We start from the raw sequence: 21,358 nt of genomic DNA on the forward strand, positions 1-21,358 counted from the left end.
AATGGTCTCATAGCCTCTCTTATTTTGCTGAATTTAATTTATCTGCCTGATGCGTTTACCCGTCTGCACAAAAAGGCCCCTCCTTTGGAAACCCCATCCGGCTTTTGCAAAAAGACTTTGATGCATCAAGAATCCTTGCAAATAATTCTCGCAGATCTATGTTTTTTCTACGGGATGGGATATACTAGATTTGAGAAAAACGGTAAAGCGTGAATACTGAAAAAGATAACGGATAAACTGGAAGTTTTGTTCCATTGACAAGTACGAATAAACGAATCGCTATTTTTTATGGGAGGAGAAAGACTATGAAAAAACGATATGTAAACTTTGTAAGCATTTTTTTTGCAGCGCTGTGTTTTGCATTTACGGCATGTAACGGTATGACTACCGGAAAAGGAACCGGCACGGTACGGGTTATCATTGGGGGGGGGCAGCCCGTGCCGTTGATCCCGCCAGCGGATTGCCTGTTTTTGATGATACCAATACTAAAATTACCGTTACCGATAAAGATGGAACTGAATTGGCAAAAGGAAACGGCAAAACGCCTGTTGAGTTGACGCTTAATATCGATACCAAAATTACCGTAAAGGTCGTTGTTACAACGGCAGCAGGCGTATGGCGCGGTTCAAAAGAACATACCGTTACGGCCGGAAACAATGATGTTGTCGTAAAGCTGTCTAAAACACCGAAGAGTGTAGGGAATGTTCTTTCCAAGGTTAAACTGAACAAGCCTCAAGATGTTGAAATTACGCTCAAGCTGGCAAACGGGAAAGAGCTTATTGATGATGTTAAAATCCGCGGCAATCATCAGGGTTATCCGGTCATAGCACGTGACGGTAAAGGCAGGATATATGTGCTCTATGACAAGGGGAGTTCAAGACATTTTAGCCGCTTTGATACCGAAGGGACTGAGGATGCCCACTTTGAGACCGCTATTACGAGTGCACTGCCATCCTCTGTCCGCATCCGCACTATGACGGTTGATGCTAAAACCAATACCATTTTTGTATTTGATACTTCTTCCCCTAATGTATACGCGCTAACAGAAAGCAGCCCTAAGGTCTTTACCTGTTCAGGTTCGTTTGACATTAGTACGTTGCATGGGGCAGCTACTGCTCTCCCTGTTAGCGCAGCAGCTGCATATAACGGCGTGCTGTTCTTAGCAACAAGTGCAAATAAACTGATTGCCTGCGATGTAACGTTATCCGGTACATCCTTGACACTGGTTGAAAGAGCCATAGAAACGTTGGAAAATCTCCGCCCCAGTTCTCTAGGCGGGTGGACTGCATGTACCGGTCTTTTTGCCGATGAAAGCGGCGTCTACTGTCTGCTGTATGGAAGTTCATTGAGTAGTCCTCAGTGGTATATGGTAGGAGCGCTTGTCCATTATACATATAGTGAAGGGGGGCTTGCAAATAAAACAGTGAAAGGGCTCCATTCCAAAGCAGGAGAAAACGATCCATCCCTTACCTTTGAGGAGAATGCTTTTGTTAATCCCGTAGGCTTTATCGGCTATGATGAGGATTACCTCTACATTGCGGATGACGGTGCTGAAATAAGCGAAAATCCCTATATAGACTTTTGTATTGCCGGCAACAAAAACCGTATTGCAAAGGTCAATCGTGATACCAAGGTCTTGACCTTTGAAGATTCCGCCTCCGACGTAACATGGTTTGCGGAATACCGTGAATATCCTCCAACGAAGATACCGCATTTATTGTGGAGCCGCGATGAGGACGGCCATGTTACCCTCAAGCTGAAAACTTTGGACGGCAGCGTAAAAGAGCTTGTTCAGGATATCAACACAAGGCAGCAGGACAAGCTGATGACCGCGCGGGACAGCGCGGGGAATGTTTATGTGTTGTATTGCGACAGTACGCCGACTGCACAGCTTCATCTTGAACGCTTTAGCGCGGACGGTACAAAAGATAATAACTTCGGAACTGCAAAGACGGGATTTACTTTGCCCGATACCGGTATAACCGATCTTGCCGTAGATTTTAAAACGGCGGATGTCTTTTTGCTCAAACGCACGAGGGTAAGTTCCACGGATACTATGATTACCGCATATATGGCAAAGGCTGATAACGGCTATGCTTCTTTCAGCGGCCCCGCGACAGTTACTATGCCCGATGTTCGGGGGGCGGTAACTATCGATGCCGTTGCCGCGTTTGACGGTACGCTCTTTTTTGCAATGGATGTGAAGGTTGGCTCGGACGATGTTAAAAAACTGTACGCATATAAGGTGCAGACGGCAGGAAGTTTTGCATTTACTACGGATAAAGCCGAAACGGCACTTGATGAACTTTGGCAGCATCCCACCAAAAGCCCAATGGTATGCACCGGCTTATTTGCCGACCGAAAGGGTGTCTACGGCGTGCTTGCCCAACAAAATGTCATTGGGGGAGCGGCCTTCTATGCGCTGGGTAAAATAGTGCGATACACGTACGACGGTTCTACACAATTAACGCCGGTCGTACTGTCGGGCAATAACAGCGGCCTTAATCCGGCTGCTGCAAACCCCGGTTCCATGGGATATGATGCGCAGTATTTTTCCTATCCGGCAGGCTTTCTCGGCTATGACGGGGATACCCTGTACATTGCAGACGATGGCGTAAATATCGAGGAGGTGAACGAAAATATCTATATCAACGGCAATAAAGACCGCATTATGGCCTTTAATCGTAAAAATAACACCTTGAGCGCTTCTTCTTTGGATTTGGACGGTGCAACATGGTTTAAAAGCTATGATAAGTACACATATCCCGAAACGAAGATGCTGCTGTGGGAGAAAGGCAGCAGCCAATATTGGGTCGGTGACAACGGAACGGAGGTATATTCTTCATCCTCTGCACTTAGTACTACCCCCTCCCAACATCTTACCGATGTGTTCTGCTATGACCAAAACGGTAATCTTTATATCGTGATGCGTGATGGCTCGGACTATAAGGTCAAACGCTTTACGCCTACGGATACCGGCTTGAATAGTACGGGAGATATGAAAATAAAGAACGAGCAGAAACAGCCTGTGTCGATTGCAGTGGATGTTTCCGGCGGTACCAATATCTTGTATTACGGCATTAACAATTATAGTCCGTTGCAGTGGGCTGTAAAGAAGATAGAATGGCAATATTCTTTTGATGAAGAAAGAGAGCCGGAGCCCTTTACTTCCTTTGCCCGCGAAGAGTTGTTGACTGCACTCGCCGCAAACAAAGACGGGGTATTCGTCGGTGTAAAGCAGATATATGAAGAGACTGTAGGAGGTAATCAGATTCCTAAATACCGGTTAAAGGTAAAAAAATTCCTGAAAGGAAAGCATGCCAACGGATCGGTTACGGTTGTTGAAAATGCTTCGTCGTATGTGGATCCCGACAATCCTGATACTCCAATACCAAATCCGCAGCCGTATAGTAGCAGTCAGCTACCGTATATCGAGTACGAAGAAGCAATTAACGACTTACAGGTGGTTGAGGGTACGCTGTATGCCATTACGTCAAAGGCAGAAGAGACCAAGAAATGGAATAATGATGCAGGCAAATGTACCATTGATAAATTTAAGATGAGCAGCGTCCTGTACAAAATCGGTAAGACGGTGGTGGGATTCTCCGGCAACGCAGAAAAGCTTGCTGAAAAGAGTGCCGTACCTCCGGTGGGTTCAAATCCGGGAGTCGGCTATGGGTTCTATCGCTTTATTGCCGTTAAGCCGAAAAAACTTGTGATTGCTTCGGACGGCGCTTATGATGTAAACGGACACAATTCCGGTTCGTCCAGTAATCCGGTGCATAATGACAACAAAGTATTGACATACGACTTAGACGGAAACTTGAACACACCGGAAGAAAAGGATGCCGCCGGAAAATTCACCAAAGAATTGCAGCCCGGTTCCGGCTTTAGCTGGGAATAACCCCGTAAGATGAGTTTTCTCCAACGCTGTGCGGTGCGCTTCGGGCGTGCCGCACAGCAAAAGCCGCTTGTCAGCCTCTGCGTGCCGGTATATGGGACAGAGGGGCTGGTGGAGCGGTTTTTAGACAGTGTTTTGGCGCAAAAGGATGCGCCGCTTTTTGAAACGATTGTTGTAAACGACGGCAGCCCCGATACCGTGTATAACTACCGCATCAACACCGGTATAACGTCCCGCAAAGAAATCACCGATCTTGCCGAATGGCAAAAAGTGTGTTCCACCTCCTCGGTGTTTACTATTATCCTTTCTTATCTAGATGAACACCCTATTCCGGACAGCCGTATACGCGAAGCGGTACAGGCATTAGGGCGCATATACCGTGCCGATAACCTCAAACAGCTGGAAGCCTGCGTGGTTCCCTCATTACAGGCAGAAGCACGGGCTCTGCTGGATGAATGGTGGGGAATTATTGATTAAGAATTGAGAATTACCCTTTCCTGCATACCTGATGCTGTGTTACATCGTCCGTTTTTCCATTGCATAAATACCAAAGGGATTATATACTAGACCTGTTCCGAAACGGAAGTTTCCGAACAGGTTTACTTTAGGGTATCAGGAGCATACGGTACATTTTTATGGAACTTATTCAAGAAAACATCCTGCATATTATGGAAAGGATTAAAGTGGCGTGCAAAAAGGCAGGGCGCGATCCAAAAGAAGTTCAGCTGCTGCTTGCAACTAAAACCGTCGAGCCGGAGCGGATTCTACAGGCTTTTTCTTACGGCTGTACTTTAATCGGCGAAAACAAGGTACAAGAGTTGCGCGATAAATATGAAGCACTTTCCGTAGTGCCGCATACGACGCATTTTATCGGGCATCTGCAATCGAATAAGATTAAAGAGGTTATTCAATATGCTCAATGTATCCAATCAATCGATAATATTGATACGGCGCAAAAACTGGAACAGCGGCTTGCGCAGGAAGACCGTAAGCTCGACATCTTAGTGCAGGTAAACACCTCAGCGGAAGAAAGTAAATTCGGCTGTGCGCCGGAAGAAGCGGAATATCTGGTAAAAGCCATCGCTGCCCTACCCCATGTCACTATCCGCGGGTTTATGACTATCGGATTATTCTCCGGGGAAGAAGACAAGGTTCGGGCATGCTTCCGCTGCCTTAAACAGGTACAAAAGCGCGTTGCGGCACTGGCGCTGCCGAATGTTTCTACGGATATTCTTTCGATGGGGATGTCGGGCGACCTCGAAATTGCCATTGAAGAAGGTTCGACCATGTTGCGTATCGGTACGGCGGTATTCGGCGAACGTCATTATCCCGATACTTACTACTGGAATGAACAAAACCCTTCATAATAATGCTAAAGAGATGATGAAAAAAAAGATTTTGCTTGTAATTATATTCTTACTATCTGCCTTAACCGCTTTCGGCGAAGAGCTTACCTACGCACGGTCGAAGACCAACGGTCTTGATATTGAGCTTTCTCAGGTACATTTGATTGCAGAAACGTTCGATGAAGAGCGCATCGCCTATCGGTTTGAACTTGCGGAAGGCAAAAAACTGTCCTGCATAGAGACACAAAAAACCCTGCGGATACGCCAGATGACTCCTTCTCAGGGCACACTGTATGTCTTTATACCGAAAACGATGTTGCTGGAAAATTGCAGCATACGGGTAAGCCGTGCGGATATCCGCCTCGAAGGAGTACAGGCAGTACATATCCTTGCGATGTTGAATATGGGATCGGTAACAACTACCGAATGTGTCTTTAAAAATGCCGTAATCAATATTGTGCGAGGTGCGCTGTCCTTTGATAAAACACAAATTGTAAAATCCTGTGCATTCACCGTAACCGATGCAACCGCTGCCATAGTCTTCCCTTCGGAAGAGACCGAATATCATATCGATTACGTCCAAAACGGAGGGACGCTCACCATTGCCGGTAATGAACTTACCAAAAGCCCGGGAGAATACGGCAACGCGAAAGCAAAACACCGCATCATCTTTTCGGGAAGCGCAGCAAAAACTTCAATCAGCTTTACAAAAAAAGACACAAAAACGGCAGCTTCAACGCAAAATACCGGAAACTGATATTCCTCGTGCATAAAAAAAGGCTTCTTTTGAGTTTCAAAAGAAGCCTTCATGCGGCGAACTGGACTTGAACCAGCACACCTCGCGGCATCAGCACCTCAAGCTGACGTGTCTACCAATTCCACCACCGCCGCATTTGTAACAGTGCTGTACTATATCTAAGATTACAAATAAAGTCAAGACCTTTTGAAATATACGGTGCATCTGCGTTGTCGCTACGCCGAAATAAATGCTCGACGTACAAAAAGTACGCCTCCGCTTTATTTCGGCTAGGCTCCTAGCATCTACACCGTCTATTTCAAAAGGCTAACGGCAAATGGTATTTCAGAACGAACATGGATGTCCGTGGTTCCATGCAGAAGTGAGTTTGCGTTGCAAACTCGTCGTTAAGCAGTGTACAGGGAGGTACACTGCTCAACAGCGGCACGGATGTCGCTGATTCTCGTCAGTAGTGTGTTTGCCCGATTGCTATAAAAAATGTGCGGAATTCCACGCATTGCAAAATCACGGAGTTTTTGCTAAAGTTATCCGCGATGAAGCTCATACTGGCGCCGCTTGCAAATATCAGCCATTCGGGATTGAGGATGCTTATCCATACCTTCGGCGATCCCGACGAATACTTTACCGAGATGATTCATGCGCCGTCGCTGCTTGCGGGCGGGCGGTTTGAACAGTGGTATCTGCGGGCAAACCCCGTGCCGGAAAAGCTGGTGTGGCAACTCACTTCGCCTAAGGCGGAGGCATTCGCACAGGTGATACCTATCGTACTGCAGCACGGCGGCAGCGGGGTTGACTTAAACATGGGCTGTTCCGCGCCGCCGATTGTACGAACGGGGGCGGGCGTTGCATGGATGCTGAAGCCGCTTAACACGACAGCCGAAGCGGTGCGCTCGGTTAAACAAGCGCTTGAGGCATATTCTACGGAACAAGGCAAGTCGTTTAGACTGAGCGTAAAGCTGAGACTCGGCGCTACTATCAATTATGCGTATCTTTTACGCTTTTGTACGATGTTGATTGATGAAGGCGTGCAACTTATCACGATCCACCCACGCCTGCAGCGGCAAAGCTATGCGCGGCCGGCTCTCCACGAATACACGGCAACGCTCGCGAAGGATTTGCCTATTCCGGTATACGGCAACGGAGACATCAATTCGGCAGAGAAACTGCAAACCGCCGCGCAGCACTATCCTTGCGCGGGGTGGATGATCGGACGCGCAGCGGTACAAATGCCGTGGATTTTTGAAGCAATACGCCGCAAACGTGTCGGCGATTCGACTTCCGCACCGTACCGTATCGACCTTGAACAAACGGCGTTATCGTTTTTGCACTACCTCGAAGCCGAACAGCCGCCGGAATTCTTTCTTACGCGGGCGCAGCGGTTCTTTCAGTTTTATTGCGATAACTTCTCGTTTGCACACTATTGCAGAACACAGGTGCTGCGGGCTCGAAGCAGGGAAGAAATGGAGCGCGTACTGCACACCTACTTTGAGCAGTCGCCGGACGACAAACTGATTGAAATATAAAGTTTTCGGATTATTTTCCGATGCTTATTAAATAGAAGTATGTTATTATTAGAAAAGGGAACCTCTAAAAACTTCAGTTTTGAGAGGTTTTCCTTAAGCTTATTTGCGATGTTTTGTTTAAGTCATTATGAAATAAAGACTTAAACAAAACTCGTCGGGCATCTCTAAAATCTAACCGAGTTTTTAGAGATGCCCAAAGATAACAGCCGATTAACTACCAGTGATTACAATCGGTGTTTCCTGAGATTTAGTTACGATGTTTAAAATATTCAGGGAGGACATCATGCGCAATGCAATACGGCAAAAAGCCGTGGCGGTCTTTTTTTTCTTGTGTATACTGATCGCGGTGCAAGCGGCGGAGCAAACTACCATCGACACATACACCTACGGCGAACTTGTTGAAACAATTGCACGGACGGATGCGCCGCTTATCACCGGAAAATATATCATTTTTACGGCAGCCGGATCCGCACGCCATGTCGGTATCGCCTTTGAACATGAAAACTTTCAATCAATTCATTCTTTCCAGCGCTTGTATCGAAGCGATGATAGCACCGAAACCAAAAAATCAATTCTCTTCTACATCATGCAAATACCTGAAGAAATGAGAGAGCTGCGCTATCGGCTGGTTATCAACGGTCTCTGGTCTACCGATCCGCTCAATCCCGATGAAATCTTCGACTACTCCGCCGGAATGTCTCTTTCGGTTTTAAAGATTCCGTATCAAAAAGAATATAGAACCGCTGTTGAAAATAACGGCAGAACTCGTTTTGTCTATCAAGGAGAATCGGGCAAACGGATATACCTTGCAGGCACATTCAATAACTGGGATCCCTTTATGTATACCTTGGAAGAAGTGATGCCAGGCAGATACGAATTATACCTTCCGCTGCCGAATGGCGTTTGGTATTACGCATATTTTAAAGACGGAAAGCAAATTCCCGATACGACAAACCGCGAACACGTCTACATGGCCGACGGCAGAACCGCTTCCGTTATTTCCGTGGAATAGCGGCATATAGGCTTCTTGCCGTATGAAGACATTCCTGAAGCAATCGACGGAAGCGCGACGCGAACTCATCCTGACCGCCAACCCTATTAAAACATTGCTTATTCTCTCTCTTCCCTCGCTTCTGATGAATACCGTGCAAGCGATGATGCCATTCACCGATGGGCTTTTTATCAATAACCTCACCGGTTATGCAGTAACAGGGGCGGTAACTTTTTCGCAGCCGATTATTTCGATGGTATTGGGTTTATCGCAAGGATTAAGCGTTGCTGCGATGGCAATTATCGGGCAGCTGAACGGCAGAGGCGCAATCGAAGAAGGGAAACGGGTCGCAGCACAGATATTCTTATTCGCGGTTATGCTCGGTATCATTAGCGCGCCACTGCTCCTTATCATCAGTGTGGCGGTTTCACGGAGCTTGCAGAGCGATATAGCGCCGTATGTCCGTCAGTACATCGCGTGGTACAGCATCGTCTTACCGTTCAGCTTTTTGGAGTCCGTATACAACGGTATCAAAAACGCGAATGGAAAACCCGAAGCGGCTTTTACCCGAATGACCATCCTCTTTGTTATGAAGGTTGTCGGGAATTTTCTCTTTCTTTATGTATTGCGGCTCGAAATTCTCGGGTGCGTACTCGCCTCGCTTTTGGCAAATACAACGATCACAATCTGGATGGTATACGAATTGTTCATCCACAAAAGTCCGGACAAGCTCGATGTCAAAAACTTCAAGTTCGATTCAAAGATCATCAGAGAGGTTCTGAAAGTCGGTTTTCCGGCAATGTTCAACTATTCTTTTTTATACCTCGGCTTTTTTCTTATCAATAAAGAGATTGAAAAATACGGAGCCATCGTTGTTGCGGCGCAGGGAATCGCGAGCAATATCAATGCCCTGTGCTTCAATCTACCTGCGGCTTTTAGCGCGGCAATTACTACGATGGTCAGTATGCACATCGGCGCCGGTTGCCCTGAAAAAGCGAAACGGGATTGCCTACTCGGCTGTATTACCAGCATCATTATCGCCGTTATAATGATTTCGATTATGATTCCGCTTTCGCCTTATCTAACCGTCTTATTCAGGCGAGAGCCGGAAATTATCGGTATTGCAAACAATGCGCTCAACATCTACACTTATTCGATTGTCGGCTTCGGTATTTGTATGACCATCCAAGGCGCGTTTATCGGACTCGGTAAAACGAAGATGCCGCTTTTGCTCGGGGTTCTCCGTATATGGCTGCTGCGCTATATCTTTGTGCTGGCAACGGAACATGTCCTGCACTACTACGCTATTTTTTGGGGAAATCTCTTTTCGAATATGACAACTGCGCTCATCGCAACCGTCCTCATTTTGCGGACAAAATGGGTGTCGGCGCTCACCATCACCACTGAAAAAAAGGAGTAACCGCCATGCACGGTTCACTGGCACAGATACCGCAAGTCGAAAAACTGCTTTCACATCATGACCTTTCCGGCTGCATCGAAAAGCTCGGTAGACCGATTGTATCTTCCATCGTATCGGAGTATATCAAAGAGATACGGGCTGAGGCTTTAAAAGGAGCCGCCGTTCCGTCTTTTGATGCGTGTATAGCGGACATCCGACAGCGATGTACAAAGCATATACGGAAGCGGATTTCGAAGATTATCAACACAACGGGCATTATCCTGCACACAAACCTCGGACGAAGCCCGCTTCCGCACGGTATTTGGGATGCGGCAAAGGAAGCAGCCCAATCATACTCGGCTATCGAGATGGATTTGGAGGACGGCAAACGGGGACAGCGGTTCCCCTTTGCCGTCGAAGCGATGAGTACGCTTGTCCGTGCGGAAGCGGCGCTGATGCTGAACAACAACGCCGCCGCCGTGTTTCTGTTACTTAAAGCGCTTGCAAGCGGAAAAGAGGTTATCGTTGCGCGCGGCCAGCAGGTGCAAATAGGCGGCGGCTTCCGCATTCCCGACATTCTACGGGAAGCAGGCTGTACGCTCGTAGAAGTCGGCACTACCAACATCACCACCCTTGAAGACATTACCGCCGCCGTTACCGAACAGACGGCGATGGTGCTATGGGTGCATACCTCAAACTATAAAATCCGCGGCTTTACGGAACAGCCCTCCCTTACCGCCATCCGCAAGGCCCTACCGCCTGAGGTAATCCTTGCGGTGGATCAAGGTTCAGGCGCTATTTCGCTTAGCCTACAAGACGAGCCGACCGTACCGGCCTTATTAAAAGAAGGCGCCGACCTCGTTTGTTTTTCGGGGGATAAAGTATTCGGCGGCCCGCAGTGCGGATGGATTACCGGCAAAAAAGATTTAATCGCGCTCATTGCCCGCCATCCGCTGATGCGCACCTATCGGGTAGGCCGCGCCGTCGCCGCTTTAATGGAAGAGACCCTCGTGCACTACCTGAATAACGGAAAGAGCGCCGCGGCCGAAGCGTTGCTGCTTGACCCTGCCGTGATAAAAAAACGGAGTGAAAAACTTGTAAGAAAACTGCCGTCCGGAACCGCATGTGTTGTCCCCTACCCTTTCTCGCTCGGCGGCGGCAGCACCCCCGACGAGACCTTCCCGTCATGGGCAATTATGCTGCACACGCATAAACCGGAAGCGGTAAAGACAGCGCTGCGGTTTTGCAGCATTCCGATTATCGCTATTATTTCGGAGGACAGGCTGCTGCTACACCTTGCCGCCGTGAATCCTGCCGATGATACCTATATTATCAAAGAATTACAGGACATCTCTAAAAACTCGCCCGGCTTTTAGAGGTTCGCTAAAAAAATCACAGAGGTGCGTTGACTATGGCATATATTTTGGGAACCGCCGGACACGTCGATCACGGCAAAACCGCATTGGTAAAATGCTTAACCGGAGTGGAAACCAGCCACATCCCTGAAGAAAAGAAGCGGGGTATGACCATTGAGCTGGGTTTTGCCGCCTTGGAAGATCCCGTACACGGAACGGTCGGCATCGTCGATGTTCCCGGACACGAACGGTTTATCCGTAACATGGTGGCAGGCACGTGGGGACTTGACGCGGCAATGTTGATTGTCGCAGCAGACGACGGATGGATGCAGATGTCGTCGGATCACCTGCGGGTGCTTAAAGCGATGCATATCAACTCCATCCTGTTGGTCATAACCAAATCAGACTTGGCTGATCCCGATATGATCGAGCTGATACGGGAAGATGCAAATCGGCATTGCCGCGAAATTCTCGGAAGGGAATTACCCTCGGTGGCTGTTTCCGCACATACCGGCGCCGGTATCGACGAACTCAAGAAAAAAATTACGGAATTATTGAGCGCCGTCCACACAGCTCCGTTAGATAAACCGTTCCTGTATATCGACCGCGCCTTTACGCTAAAAGGAATCGGCATCACGGTAACCGGTACGCTCCGCGGTAAAAGCATTGCCGTCGGCGATCAGCTTGCACTCTATCCCGGCGGAACCGAGTGCAAGATTAAAAACATTCAAAACCACCACGCCGACGTATCTTCTTCCGAATCGGGAATGCGGACGGCACTCAACCTGAAAATATCCGAAAAAGAAAAGGTAGCGCGCGGGATGCTGCTTGCAGGCATGGGCGAAAGTCCCGTACTGCAAGGCTCCGAACTGCTCGTCCGCGTCGATGAATATTTTAACAAACAGGAAACCGGCGCCGGTATGAAAAATCATATCGAACTGGAACTTGCAACCGGCAGTACCAATGCCATCGGCGCGATTCACTTTAATAAAACCGATCCTACGCTGGCGCGGGTGTCCTTGCAGGAACCTATCGCCGGACGCTGGAACCAACCAGCCGTCCTTATCAGGCATGGCGGAAGTTCCATTCTCGCCTCATGCAGAATACTTGCGGCCTTTGACTCCTACCGCGCATCTGTCTTTAAACAGCTCTTTTCGGTATATGCCGGACGGGAATTACCGTCGTGGAAAAGCTGCGGCTTTTTTATCACCGGCTTTATAGAAAAAGACCGCGCGGAACCTAAGGAGCTTTCGGCTGATGCAAAAGACGTTACGGCTTGCGGCAAACAACTCATCTTTACCAAAAAGCTTGCCGAATGGGAAGCAAAGATTTTAGAGACCGCAAAGAAAAGTCAGGCAGGTTTTACGCTTGAGGAAATCGATACGGCCGTGCCGGTAAAGGTGCGGCAGGAAATCTTGAAAAAACTATGCGCGGAAAACAAACTGGTCAATGAAGGCAGTGTATACAAGCTGGCAGGCAGCGGGGAAACCTTGTCGAAAACGGCACAACAGCTGTTACAGTTGGCGCTTAAAGCAGGGTTTGACGGTATCGAAATCGATAAAATCCAGCTGCCGCAGGTGCGGAAAGACGCTCGCGATTTGGTAAAGCTCGGCAAACTCGTTGTATTGGAAAATTTTTTGCACTACCACCGTGAGATATACGACAAAGCGATTGCCGCTATCTTAAAAGGGAAAAAAGCAGGGGACGTCATCACCATTGCAGATGCCCGTACCGCGACCAATCTTTCGCGCAAGTATGTTATCCCCCTACTCAATATTCTGGAAAAAAACGGCAAGGTAAGGCGGCAGGAGAATGACCGGATCGTTTTGTAGGGTAATCGCACCGGACTTATTTTTTTACGGCCCCGCAGAATCACAGAGGCTATTCAACCAGAGTTGAACCTCTTCGCGATTCAAATGGTCTCATAACCTCTGTGATTCTGCGATTTTGATTTATCTGTCTGGTACGATTACCCTTCTTCCGAAAAAAAATGCATGAAATTTTAGGTAAAATTTCGTGCAAAAGGAAAAGAGGAATACATGCGGATTCTCCTCGACTTTTTGCATTTTATTACGTATACTTAATAAGGAAGGTTTCTAAAAACGTGTTCAACCTTTTTAGAATGACTCGAAAGAAGGAACGCTTCAAAAGGCAGCTACTTTTGCGGCGCCTTCACACACCTGATACCGTATAGGAGGTCTCGTATGAACATCAATTTACAGGCGGTAAAATTTACGCTGGACGAAGATCAAAAAACCTTCGTGCACAAGAAATTTGAACGGATTAAGTATGCGGAAGATTTAATTGTCGATGTCCTCTGCACGATAAAATTCGACAAAAAATTTACCTATGAATGTACCGTCAATTTTAAGGGCGGAACCGCACACGTTTCCACCGAAGATTATGACTTTAACGCAGGGGTCAATAAATTGATGGATATTTTGGATCAAAAAGTACGAAAGGAAAAGGATAAGATACAAGCTAAAAAATAACATAGATCAAAAAAATCGGTTAATTCGTGTAGAGGGAATCGATTCCTTCAAGGTGAATTTAGTGAGAAGGAACTAAACTCTCTACACGAATAATTCCGGTGCGAACACCGAACTATACTTTAAACTTACCGACTTCTGCAGACAAGCTTTCGATTGTGTCTTTATTCTGCTGCGTAATAGCATTTACCTCCTGTACGGCATTATTTATCTGAACAGCTTCGTGCGCCATTGCGTTCATATTATCGGTGATAATTTTTGTCAGGCCGTCAAGCTTCCGTATCTCGCCGCTAACGTGAGTTCCGTCTTTGAGCATTTGTTCCGACCCGCTTTTGACATCCGATGTTACTGTTTTTATATTCGAGATTGCTCCCAAGATTTCACGATTGCCGTTTTCTTGTTCACCCATTGCTTTCATAAGATTGGTGCTCATTGCTTTTACATGTTCGGAAAGTTCGAAAATACTGGCAAATTTTTCTTCGACGGTTTTTGATGACGTAGATAAACTCGCGATTTCGGAGCCGAGCATTTTCAATGTCATCGTGATAGTTTTGCCTTGTACGGAAGATTCTTCCGCCAACTTCCGTATTTCGTCTGCAACGACTGCGAATCCCTTGCCGGCTTCTCCTGCGTGAGCAGCTTCGATTGCAGCGTTCATTGCAAGGAGATTTGTTTGACTTGCAATATTTTGGATAACATTGCTTGCCTCTATCAATCCGCCTGATTCCTCAGCTATCTTTTTTGTTACGGCATTGGAATTCACTATTGTTGTTTTCCCGTCGGCAGTCGCATCGGCAAGCCGTTTGATTGCCTCATCGGTTTTTTCCAGCGTTTGCGTAATAGAAGCGATATTCGCTGCCATTTGTTCTATCGATGATGAAGACTGAGCGACACTTTCCACTTGTACTTCAATACTCGCATTCAGTTGTTTGATCGTGTTGATTATCTCTTCGACTGCAGCGGATGTTTCCATAACACTTGTAGCCTGTGCGATAGTCTGTTGTTTCACTCCTTCGGCATTGGCATTTATTTGATGAGCCGAATCCGCTGTTCGCGCCGTGTTCACGGAAAGCACTCCGATAGCATCTTTCATTGCTTGGGTATTGTTTTTTACGCCGGCAAGTAAGGCGACTGTGTTTTTATGGAATACGTTCAATCTTGTCCCCAAAAGCCCGAAAATATCACGGCGCCGTAATTCTAAGTGACTCGGAGTAAAATCTCCAACCGCTAACTTATCGGTAAACGACACAATAGTTTCGATCTCGTTGTTAATACCTTTGTAAAGCGTATAAGTGACAAAAAGGGCACCCACCAACACCACCAACGATATCGGAATAATTGAATGCGTTATCGTACCGACGATCGTCATACCGTTATAGAGGCTTGCTAAAAACGGAGATACACAGAGAAAAATGATACCCATAAAAAGGAAAAAACCGACAAGCATACCGCGCGTTGTATAAGACATAGCAATATGTTCTCTTTCAAGCGGTAAAAATTTTACATATTGTTCAAGCGCCTGAATCCAAATCACATAAAAAAAGAGTGCGATAAAAAACAAGCATCCAGCCGATGCAAAAATTGCTGCAGTAAACTGTGCGGTAGAATTCATACCTACCCATAATAGTGATACAACCGGAGTTACAGTCGATAATACAATCGGAACCACGATACTGAGCTTTGAATATATATTCAGCGCTCTATTCGCCTTATTTACGCCGTCTTCTTCCGTTTCCCAGTTGAGAACGATATTCATAGTTCTTTTATAGAGAACAATAGGAAAAAGAATTGTAATACAGGCGGCCAACAATGTAGAAGGCGCCATAAAAATTTTAAAGAGCGCCTCTCTGGGAACTACTCTTGTATACCATGCATATAAGAAAATAAAAATAAAAACACCGCTGTATATGAAAAGATTCAAGACAAAAATAGACTTTGGCGGCTTTGAAACTACAGTAGTCATCGGTGATACCTCCCACACTGTACCGCGTTACGGTATAGTGTTTGCCATGATAGAAGTTTTTATTTTCGCGGTCAATAAATTTTCGTAAAAAGAACCATGGTTACTAAACGGCACATGAGTGTTAGACCATTTAGAAAAACGCTCTCTTTTCTCGCCGGATGCGCATTTCCTACCGAAGGCTCTTTTGTAGGGAAGCGTAAAAATCGTTCCCCTTATCATCCGTAATCAAGAATACCGGCAAATCCTTCACCGAAATCAGCTGTACGGCTTCCATTCCCAAATCGGGATAGTCGAGGACTTTACGCGCGGTAATATGCTTTTCCGCAATCAACGCAGCAGCGCCTCCGATGGTGCCGAGATAAAAGGCGCCGTATTTTTTACACGCGGTACGCCACAGTTCAGACCGGTTCCCCTTGGCAATGGTAATCAACGCAGCACCCCTGCTCATCAAATCGTCTGCATAGGGATCCATGCGGTTTGCCGTTGTAGGCCCAAAACTGCCGATAACGGCGCCTTTCGGTGTTTCCGCCGGCCCTGCATACAGGATCGGATAGTGCAGCGTGTAATCGGGCAGCGGCTTACCGCTTTCCAGCAATGCCTTCCAGCGGGCATGCGCCGCATCACGCGCAACTAAAATCTCTCCCGAAAAGAGGAACGCCTGTCCTACCGGATAGTCGGAAAGCTTGGCGCGTGCGGCCTCGATGGAGCTGAGGTCAACCTTAACCGGCTCTCCATGATGCGCATCGGCACCGGCTGTATATGCCGCGGCTTTTTCAAAGAACGGCCGAGGATCGGAAATATTTTTTTGCAAAAAGGCGCCTTCGCGGCTGATATAACCGACGAGGTTCCGGTGCGCATTACAAGATACGCCTATAGAGGCAAAGCAGCTTGCCCCGTGCCGCGGCAATCGGAACACACGGGCATGCGCCGCAAGGTGGGAACCGCCGAACTGGGCGCCCAATCCTGTTTCCGCTGCGATCTGTAATACCCGCTCTTCCCAATCCTTACACCGCAGGGGGCGCACTCCGCCGATTGTATCCGTCCAACGGATAGCACCGCCGGCTTCGTTTAACGCCTCTGCCGCATCCCAATAGCCGGTCGTTGCCAGCTTAAGCGTCTGTAAGTTTTGTTCGGGGCTTAAGCCGCCGATAACAACGGCAATCGTGTACGGGGGACAGGCAGCCGTTCCAAGGGCGGCGATCTTTGTCTGCAAAAAACGCTCAAATGATTGCGGGTTTAACAGCGCCTTAGTCGCGCAGGTAAAATCCGTTTTATTGGATGAACCGCCGCCTTTCGCGCAAAACAAGAAACGGTACGAAGGCTCGCCGCTTTCGTTTGTACTGAATACATCGACTTGAGCCGGTAAATTGGTAGCCGAGTTTTTTTCATCAAAAAGCGAAGAAGGAATGTTGATAGAAAACCGCAGATTATTCTCTTTATACGCCTTCCCGACACCGGCAGTAAGCGCTTCCGTATCGGAAGTGAAAGGCATTGTTCGATTCACAGCATTTAAGATCGAATACACAGAGGAATCCTTCCATGCAAAAACTTGTGCAACGCCTGTGTCCTGACAGAGCGGCAGCGTACCTTTCGCCGCAATGACGGCATTTTCCAGCAATTTTACTGCAACGAGCCGGTCATTCTCCGAAGATGCGGGATCACACGCAACATTCAGCAAACTTTCCAAATGTTCTTGAGGAAAGGTAAAGGACAAGCGTTTAAACGCTTGCTCTGCAAAGACAGCGAGTACGCTGCCGTTAACTAGTAAGCCGTTTCCGCCCTGTACCGCCGCAAGACCGGAGGCGGGAATAATCTTTTCAAATTCCATATACATCAGTATACATCGAAAAGAACAAATTTACCAGCCCACGCATCGGTTATATATCGGTTATATCGGTTATATCACTATTTTTTTTGACTCTATTTATAATGCGGAATCCATAGCGTTTACCGTGAACTTCTTGAGTTTTATATTCAATTCATGCTATGACAATAAGGACATCTCTAAAAAACTGCGAGCTTATCAGCTTATTCTGTAAGAAAATGCTCATTCAGGTGTCCGCGTTGCCGACCTACGAATCAGTTTTTAAAAGATGCCCAAGGAGTCTTTCATGATTAAAGCACTGATTTTGGATTACGGCAATGTTATTTCTTTAACCGATACGGAAGCTATCGATGCGACACTGGCTGCCGAAACCGGCATTCCGCTGAAAGCATTTGGAAATCTTTACAGCACACACCGCAGCGATTTTGATCGCGGCATCATCAGCGGTGAGGAAATGTACAGCCGCTTACTGCAAAATAACGGCTATGAAGAAGCCGCTAAAGATGCCGAGCTACTAAAAAAAATGGTGGATATCGATTTAGCCGCTTGGCGAACTTTAAATAATGCGGTATGCGATTGGGCATTGAACATTCAAAAGCAAGGATTTAAATTGGGCATCCTTTCCAATATGCCATATCAATTTTTAGATCGATATGAAAAAGAAATTCCTCCCTTTGTAGCCGCCGATTATGCATGCTTTTCATGCCGGTTGCATCTGATAAAACCCGAACCGGAAATTTATCGCAAGTGTCTTAAAGGTTTGGGTATCCGCGCAGATGAAGTTGTTTTTTTCGATGACATTGAACGGAATATCGCTGCAGCGCAAAAGCTCGGATTCCGAGGTTTTGTATGGACAGGATTGGCGCAAGCTCAGAAAGATTGGCTTTCTTGCCTGTAAACGACAAAGCCCGGATTAAGCCCTGATTGAGCCGTTGACATAAACTATCGTACACTATAAAATAACGGCATTATTTATATGTTAGGACATTTCTAAAAGCTAACCGAGTTTTTAGAGATGCCCATGTATCTAATCTATTTTTATCTATTTATTAAGGAAGGAAATCATGGCAGAAGAAAAATATGTCTATTTCTTCGGAAACGGCAAGGCTGAAGGTAACGGCGAGATGAAGCAGTTACTGGGCGGTAAAGGCGCCGGCTTAGCCGAAATGACCCGTGCAAAGTTGCCCGTTCCCGCTGGTTTTACAATTACCACTGAAGTTTGTCAATTGTATTATTCAAATAATAAGAAATACCCTACCGGTTTGGAAAAATCTGTAAAAGAGAATTTGCAGAAGCTGGAAAAAAGCGCCGGTAAGAAACTCGGTGATCCCAACGATCCGCTTTTGGTTTCCGTCCGTTCAGGTGCTCCCGTCTCGATGCCCGGTATGATGGAAACGATTTTGAACCTCGGTTTAACCGATAAATCGGTTGAAGGCTTGGCAAAAAAGACATCGAACCGCCGTTTCGCTTTGGATGCGTACCGCCGTTTCATTATGATGTACGGTTCAACGGCAATGGGTATTGACCGCAGTAAATTCGACGCCCTTTTTGATGAAGTAAAAGAAAAACATACCCGCGGACGCTTGAACATTGCAGCAAGTAAAAAAGTCGGCGATACCGATGTAAATGAAGACGAGCTTGCAGAAGTTATTACAAAATTTAAGGCGCTGTATAAAAAAGAGATTAAGAAAGACTTCCCACAGGATCCGATCGAGCAGCTTTGGGGCGCTATCGGAGCGGTATTCAATTCATGGATGGCCGAAAAAGCCGTTACTTACCGCCGCGTAGAAAACCTCGTCGGAATTAAAGGCACTGCAGTAAACGTTATGCAGATGGTATTCGGTAACAAGGGGAATACCTCCGGTACCGGCGTTTGCTTTACGCGCGATCCCAACAGCGGTGAAAATATATTCTACGGAGACTACCTCTTTAATGCACAGGGTGAAGACGTTGTTGCGGGTATCCGTACACCGATTAAACTTTCCGAATTTGAAAAAGAAGATAAAAAAGCTTATGACCAGCTCTGCAAAGTCCGCGCTCTTTTGGAAGACCACTACAAGGACATGCAGGATATGGAGTTTACCGTAGAAGAGGGTAAACTCTATATGCTTCAGTGCCGTACCGGTAAACGCTCTCCTGCTGCCGCGTTCAGAATGGCTGTCGATATGGTGAATGAAGGGCTTATCACAAAAGAAGAAGCGATCATGCGTATTAAAGCAAGCGATATCGAAGGTATCTTCTATCCGGCTATTGACTACAAGCAGGCAAATTTGAAATCCGCATTGCTTGTAAGCGGAATTGCCGCAGTCCCGGGCGCTGCCACCGGAAAAATCTGTTTTTCCGCCGCTAAGGCAGAAGAGCTTGCTGCAAAGAAAGAAAAAGCAATTCTCGTGCGTAAGGAAACCAGCCCCGAAGATGTCGGCGGTATGCACGCTGCACAGGGTATTTTGACTGCAACCGGTGGAAAGACCAGCCACGCAGCGGTTGTTGCGCGCGGTTGGGGAAAATGCTGTATCGTCGGATGCGAAAAACTCGTTATCGATTACGAAAAAGGCGAATGCAGCTATGACGGTAAAGTCCTGAAAGAAGGCGATTTTATCACCCTTGACGGAACCAAAGGTGATGTGTATGTCGGCGAGCTGAAATTGGTACAAGCAAAACAGCCTGAATCATATAAGACCTTGATGAAGTGGGTTGACGAGATTCGTACCATTAGAGTACGCACCAATGCTGACCGCCCCGAAGATGCGAAAGTTGCAATCGAACACGGAGCCGAAGGTATCGGTTTGTGCCGCACCGAGCACATGTTCTTTAATGATGAAAAGCGTATTCTCGCGATCCGTGAGATGATTGTTGCAAACACTACCGAGGGACGCAAAAAGGCTTTGGCTAAGCTGCTTCCGATTCAAACAAAGGACTTTGAAGGCATCTTTAAAGCAATGGATGGAAAAGGCGTTACCATCCGCTTAATCGATCCTCCGCTGCATGAATTTGTACCACACGATAAGGAAGGTCAGCAGAAGTTGGCCGAAGCGCTCAATATCAGTTTTGCAAGTGTAAAGGAACGGGTAGAACAGCTCCATGAAGCAAACCCGATGCTCGGTCATCGCGGCTGCCGTTTGGCAATTACTTATCCCGAAATTCTCGAAATGCAAGTAACCGCTATTATTACTGCAGCATGCAATGTGCACAAAAAAGGTATTACGGTACTGCCCGAAATTATGATTCCGCTTACTATCGATCCTAAAGAATTTGCGATTCTTGAGCAAAGAATTCGCAGCGTTGCAGACGCAATTCTAAAAAAGCATGAGGCTAAGATTAAATACTTGGTCGGTACGATGATCGAAACTCCGCGCGCTGCTTTATTAGCCGATAAAATCGCAGAACGGGCAGAGTTCTTCTCGTTCGGAACTAACGACTTAACGCAGATGACGCTTGGTATAAGCCGCGATGATGCTGCGAAGTTCTTGCCTGCGTATGTGGATGAGCAAAAAGCGGGAGTATTCCCCGCCGATCCCTTCCAGTCGTTGGATCAAGTCGGCGTCGGGTTGCTCGTAAAAGACGGTATTGCAAAAGGCCGTTCAACTCGCCCCGAATTAAAGGTCGGTATCTGCGGTGAACACGGCGGAGATTTGGAATCCGTTAAGTTCTGCTGCCGTGTCGGCATGTCTTATGTTTCGGCATCCCCATTCCGTGTTCCGATTGCCCGCCTTGCTGCTGCACAGGCTGCAATAGAAGCGAAAAAGGGCGGAGCTAAAAAAACGACCAAAACGGCAAAATCCGCTAAAACCACAACAAAGAAGAAATAA

The 21,358-nt window shown here is 47.0% G+C and carries 16 protein-coding genes and 1 tRNA gene; 14 read left to right on the plus strand and 3 right to left on the minus strand.

Annotation, left to right across the window (positions count from 1 at the left end; genetic code table 11):
• The 6 genes from HGH47_RS06955 to HGH47_RS06980 form a co-directional block, all read left to right on the plus strand.
• A partial coding sequence (locus tag HGH47_RS06955) for a hypothetical protein (protein WP_432911250.1) occupies positions 1-213 on the plus strand: 213 nt, incomplete at its 5' end.
• A gap of 92 nt (positions 214-305) precedes the next feature.
• On the plus strand, positions 306-557 hold the full coding sequence (locus HGH47_RS06960; RefSeq protein ID WP_432911253.1) for a hypothetical protein: 252 nt from the start codon (positions 306-308) through the stop codon (positions 555-557).
• Positions 521-3,904, plus strand: coding sequence for a hypothetical protein (locus tag HGH47_RS06965; RefSeq protein WP_432911256.1), 3,384 nt, complete (start codon positions 521-523; stop codon positions 3,902-3,904). Before HGH47_RS06960 ends, HGH47_RS06965 begins: the two co-directional genes overlap by 37 nt.
• A 9-nt stretch (positions 3,905-3,913) precedes the next feature.
• Positions 3,914-4,378 (plus strand): glycosyltransferase, encoded by a 465-nt coding sequence (locus HGH47_RS06970; protein ID WP_432911258.1) that lies wholly within the window; start codon positions 3,914-3,916, stop codon positions 4,376-4,378.
• A 158-nt stretch (positions 4,379-4,536) separates the two neighbouring features.
• The gene (locus HGH47_RS06975) at positions 4,537-5,268 is read left to right on the plus strand and encodes a YggS family pyridoxal phosphate-dependent enzyme (RefSeq protein ID WP_212564814.1); all 732 of its coding nucleotides are present in this window, start codon (positions 4,537-4,539) and stop codon (positions 5,266-5,268) included.
• 13 nt (positions 5,269-5,281) lie between these two features.
• Positions 5,282-6,004: a DUF4097 family beta strand repeat-containing protein gene (locus HGH47_RS06980; protein WP_212564815.1), complete on the plus strand. Its 723-nt coding sequence runs from the start codon at positions 5,282-5,284 to the stop codon at positions 6,002-6,004.
• Between the two features lie 52 nt (positions 6,005-6,056).
• On the opposite strand, the gene HGH47_RS06985 is transcribed toward HGH47_RS06980, so the two are convergent.
• Positions 6,057-6,138, minus strand: a tRNA-Leu gene (locus HGH47_RS06985).
• Between the two features lie 399 nt (positions 6,139-6,537).
• Here HGH47_RS06985 and HGH47_RS06990 point away from each other — a divergent pair.
• The 6 genes from HGH47_RS06990 (at position 6,538) to HGH47_RS07015 (ending at position 13,764) form a co-directional block, all read left to right on the plus strand.
• On the plus strand, positions 6,538-7,527 hold the full coding sequence (locus HGH47_RS06990) for a tRNA dihydrouridine synthase (protein ID WP_212566572.1): 990 nt from the start codon (positions 6,538-6,540) through the stop codon (positions 7,525-7,527).
• 283 nt (positions 7,528-7,810) lie between these two features.
• On the plus strand, positions 7,811-8,539 hold the full coding sequence (locus HGH47_RS06995; RefSeq protein ID WP_212564816.1) for a glycogen-binding domain-containing protein: 729 nt from the start codon (positions 7,811-7,813) through the stop codon (positions 8,537-8,539).
• Between the two features lie 22 nt (positions 8,540-8,561).
• Entirely contained in the window at positions 8,562-9,938 is a 1,377-nt protein-coding gene (locus HGH47_RS07000; RefSeq protein ID WP_212564817.1) for an MATE family efflux transporter, read from the plus strand.
• 5 nt (positions 9,939-9,943) lie between these two features.
• A complete protein-coding gene (gene selA / locus HGH47_RS07005; protein ID WP_432911264.1) occupies positions 9,944-11,293 on the plus strand; it encodes an L-seryl-tRNA(Sec) selenium transferase in 1,350 nt (449 codons plus the stop codon).
• 35 nt (positions 11,294-11,328) lie between these two features.
• Positions 11,329-13,104 (plus strand): selenocysteine-specific translation elongation factor, encoded by a 1,776-nt coding sequence (selB, locus tag HGH47_RS07010; RefSeq protein ID WP_432911267.1) that lies wholly within the window; start codon positions 11,329-11,331, stop codon positions 13,102-13,104.
• 372 nt (positions 13,105-13,476) lie between these two features.
• Entirely contained in the window at positions 13,477-13,764 is a 288-nt protein-coding gene (locus HGH47_RS07015) for an HPF/RaiA family ribosome-associated protein (RefSeq protein WP_016522159.1), read from the plus strand.
• Between the two features lie 112 nt (positions 13,765-13,876).
• On the opposite strand, the gene HGH47_RS07020 is transcribed toward HGH47_RS07015, so the two are convergent.
• Positions 13,877-15,724, minus strand: a complete 1,848-nt coding sequence (locus tag HGH47_RS07020) for a methyl-accepting chemotaxis protein (RefSeq protein ID WP_432911272.1) — start codon at positions 15,722-15,724, stop codon at positions 13,877-13,879.
• A 169-nt stretch (positions 15,725-15,893) separates the two neighbouring features.
• Complete coding sequence (locus tag HGH47_RS07025; RefSeq protein ID WP_432911275.1) at positions 15,894-17,552, minus strand: FumA C-terminus/TtdB family hydratase beta subunit; 1,659 nt, start codon at positions 17,550-17,552, stop codon at positions 15,894-15,896.
• Positions 17,553-17,835: 283 nt separating this feature from the next.
• Here HGH47_RS07025 and HGH47_RS07030 point away from each other — a divergent pair, with 283 nt between their 5' ends.
• Together HGH47_RS07030 and ppdK are read left to right on the plus strand one after the other, a co-directional pair.
• The gene (locus HGH47_RS07030; protein WP_212564821.1) at positions 17,836-18,447 is read left to right on the plus strand and encodes an HAD family hydrolase; all 612 of its coding nucleotides are present in this window, start codon (positions 17,836-17,838) and stop codon (positions 18,445-18,447) included.
• A 166-nt stretch (positions 18,448-18,613) separates the two neighbouring features.
• Positions 18,614-21,358 (plus strand): pyruvate, phosphate dikinase, encoded by a 2,745-nt coding sequence (ppdK, locus tag HGH47_RS07035; RefSeq protein ID WP_212564822.1) that lies wholly within the window; start codon positions 18,614-18,616, stop codon positions 21,356-21,358.

It is taken from the genome of Treponema sp. OMZ 805 (genome assembly GCF_050937395.1).
Taxonomy (GTDB): Bacteria; Spirochaetota; Spirochaetia; order Treponematales; family Treponemataceae; genus Treponema.